This window comes from Paenibacillus caseinilyticus, assembly GCF_027533645.1.
GTDB lineage: Bacteria > Bacillota > Bacilli > Paenibacillales > NBRC-103111 > Paenibacillus_G > Paenibacillus_G caseinilyticus.
Genome location: NZ_JAQAGY010000032.1, coordinates 1 through 3,292 on the forward strand (window position 1 = coordinate 1; position 3,292 = coordinate 3,292).

Here is a 3,292-nt window from a genome sequence, read left to right on the forward strand (position 1 = left end):
AGCTTCCTTCAGATTCCACCTCACGGTGGACACCCTTGCTCTTGGCTAACGGTAGGCGTTCGCCAGCCCCCGTTCGGGACTTTCACCCTAGAGATGACGCCCATGCTGGGCGTACCACGAAAAGGACCTTCCGGGGATAGCGGAAGATCCTTCTCCTATAAACGATGCTGCGCCGGAGCGGCCGCCTGCTGATTTCCTTTGCGGCGCTGCTCCCAGAGCTCTCTCAGACGGCTGGTCAGCGCCGGCGTCTGTTCCAGAATGTAGGGAGCAGCCACCGACTGTTTCACGAGCCGCTGCACCGAGTCGACCGGCGTAACGCTCATCACATGAAGGGCCACGATGAGCAGCAGCGCCGCTTCGGCGAGCCCGAGGAGCGCCCCGCTCAGCTGGTTGAGCTGCTTCAGGCCGGGCACCGCCGCGAGCCAGCCCAGCATCCGGCCGGCTATGCTGCAGGCGAGCTTCACTCCGAAGAGGAGCAGCCCGAATGCCAGCGCGTTGCAGACGTAGGTCTCCAGCCTGCTGCCGGGTGCGAGCAAACCGGACGGCTGCCAGGCCTCCGCGCCGGCGAGAGCCAGCACCCCGCGCACGAACGGGGCTGTCTCGTCGTAGAATAGGAAGGCGGCCAAGCAGCCCAGAACCAGCCCCGTTACGGACACGAGCTGCCCGACGATGCCCCGTGAGAAGCCAAGCGCCGCTCCGGCAGCCGCAATCACCAGCAGTGCCCAATCGAGGCCGTTCCACAGCGCTAAAGGCACCGGCATCACTAATCCTTCTCTACGAGCTCAATCCACTCGTTATACTCCAGCTGAAGCTTCTCGTATTCGATCTTGAGCAGCTTCAGCTCATGGAACACCTGCTCCGCCTTCTCCTGCTGCATCTCGTACTCCGCCTGGAGCGAGTGGAACTGCTGCACCTGCGTCTTCAGCTGATCCTGCAGCTCGTTATAGAGCTCCACCTGCAGATCGAGCTCTTCGCGCTGGGCGGCCAGCTCTCCGCGGAGCTTGTCCGATGCGGCCGTCTGCGCTTCCAGCTCGGCAATACGCGCTTCCTGGGCACCGATCCGCTCCTCGAGCCGGCCCCGTTCCTCCAGGATGCCTCCCTGCCGGAGCTCAAGTGCGGCGCACTGCTCCTGAAGCGCCCTGCCGAGCTCTTCGGAGGCCTCCCGGGCCTGCCGCAGCTCCTCGAGCTCCCTCTCCAGCCCCGCCTGGCGTGCGGCTTGCGCTTCCGACTCCGCACGAGCCGCCGCTTCTTGGGCCGTGAGCCGTTCGGACAGCCGGTCATGCAGCTCCTGCAGCTCATCATACAGTTCCTGCTGGACTTCGATTTCTTCCTGCTGCTCATGCACCTTGCCGCGAAGCTCGTCCGCCTGTGCCGCTTGGGCTTCGCTGCGCCGCTGCCATTGGGCGCTGCCCTCTTGAAGCTGCAGATTGTAAGCCTGCTGCTGAGCGAGCTGGTCCTCGAGCTGCCGGCTGCGCTGCTCCCGGGCCTCAAGCTCCTGTTGCAGCTCCGCTTCCCTCAGCTGCCTGGCTGCCAGCTGTTCCTGAACAACCCGCTCCGCTTCCGCACGGCGCTCCAGCTCGGCCTCGAGCTCAGCCGATTGGCTTCGCAGAGCTTCCTGCTGCCGTTCGCGCTGGGCGGCAAGCTCTCCCTCCAGCTCCTGATACAACTCCTGCTGAAGTAGGAGTTCTTCTTCCTGTTCACGATGGCGGACGCCAAGGCGCTCAAGCTCCTGCTCCAGCTGCCGGCTCCGTTCTTCCTGCTGCCTCAGTTGCAGTTCGAGCGCTTCCCTGGCCGACAACTCCGCTTCGCGCTGCGCCTCCAGCTCGAGCAGCGCCGCTGTCCGCTCGGCCGCGAGCCGCTCGGATTCCGCCGCCTGCTCCTGCCAAAGTTCCTCCAGCCCCCGCTGCTCGGATTCCCGCTGCGACAACTGAGCCTGTACAGCCGCGAGCTGCTCCTGCCAGCGCTGCTCAAGGGCTGCATGCTCCCGCTGAAGCTCCGCTTCGCGTTCGGCCAGCTTCGCCGCCACGTGCTCATCCTGCTTACCGGTGATCTGCTCCAGCGACTCCAGCTGATGCTGCATGTCGGCCAGTCGCGCTGTGAAAGTCTCGGCCTGTTCCTGCCGTACCCTCTCCAGCGCGCCAAGCTTCCGTTCGAGCTCCGCCTCGCGGTCGGCAAGCTCCTGCTGCGTCTCCTCAAGCTGCTCCTGCCACAGCGCCTCCAGCTCGCGCTGCTCCTCCATCAGCTCCGCTTCGCGGGCGGCAAGCTTGGCCTCGGCGGCTTGCGTCTGTTCCTGCGCAGTCTGCCGCAGCGCCTCGAGCTCCTGCTGCAGTTCCGCTTCGCGGGCAGCAAGCTTGGCCTCGGCGGCTTGCATCTGATCCTGCGAGACCTGCCGCAGCGCCTCGAGCTCCTGCTGCAGCTCCGCTTCACGGGCGGCCAGCTTGGCCTCCGATGCCTCTGCCTGCTCGCGTCCCGCCTGCCTCACGGCTTCCAGCTCACGCTGAAGCTCCGATTCCCGCGCATCGTGCTGCTCCTGCCACAGCGCCTCGAGCTCGCGCTGTTCCTCGAGCAGTTCCGCTTCGCGGGTGGCCAGCCTAGCCTCGGCGGCTTGCGTCTGTTCCTGCGCAGTCTGCCGCAGCGCCTCGAGCTCCTGCTGCAGCTCCGCTTCGCGGGCGGCCAGCTTCGCTTCCGATGCCTCGGACTGCTCGCGTCCCTTCTGCCTCACGGCTTCCAGCTCACGCTGAAGCTCCGATTCCCGCGCATCGTGCTGCTCCTGCCACAGCGCCTCGAGCTCGCGCTGTTCCTCGAGCAGTTCCGCTTCGCGGGTGACCAGCCTAGCCTCGGCGGCTTGCGTCTGTTCCTGCGCAGTCTGCCGCAGCGCTTCGAGCTCCTGCTGCAGCTCCGCTTCACGGGCGGCCAGCTTCGCTTCCGATGCCTCTGCCTGCTCGCGTCCCGCCTGCCTCACGGCTTCCAGCTCACGCTGAAGCTCCGATTCCCGCGCATCGTGCTGCTCCTGCCACAACGCCTCGAGCTCGCGCTGTTCCTCGAGCAGTTCCGCTTCGCGGGCGGCCAGCCTAGCCTCGGCGGCTTGCGTCTGTTCCTGCGCGGTCTGCCGCAGCGCTTCGAGCTCCTGCTGCAGCTCCGCTTCACGGGCGGCCAGCTTCGCTTCCGATGCCTCTGTCTGCTCGCGTCCCGCCTGCCTCACGGCTTCCAGCTCACGCTGGAGCTCCGATTCCCGCGCATCGTGCTGCTCCTGCCACAAGGCCTCCAGCTCGCGCTGTTCCTCGAGCAGTTC

2 protein-coding genes are annotated in these 3,292 nt (G+C 66.3%); both read right to left on the reverse strand.

What is annotated here, in order from left to right; genetic code table 11:
• Positions 1-155: 155 nt before the first annotated feature.
• Positions 156-761 (reverse strand): CvpA family protein, encoded by a 606-nt coding sequence (locus O9H32_RS29705; protein ID WP_269869732.1) that lies wholly within the window; start codon positions 759-761, stop codon positions 156-158.
• Positions 762-763: 2 nt separating this feature from the next.
• On the reverse strand, positions 764-3,292 hold a 2,529-nt coding region (locus tag O9H32_RS29710), incomplete at its 5' end, for a hypothetical protein (RefSeq protein WP_269869733.1).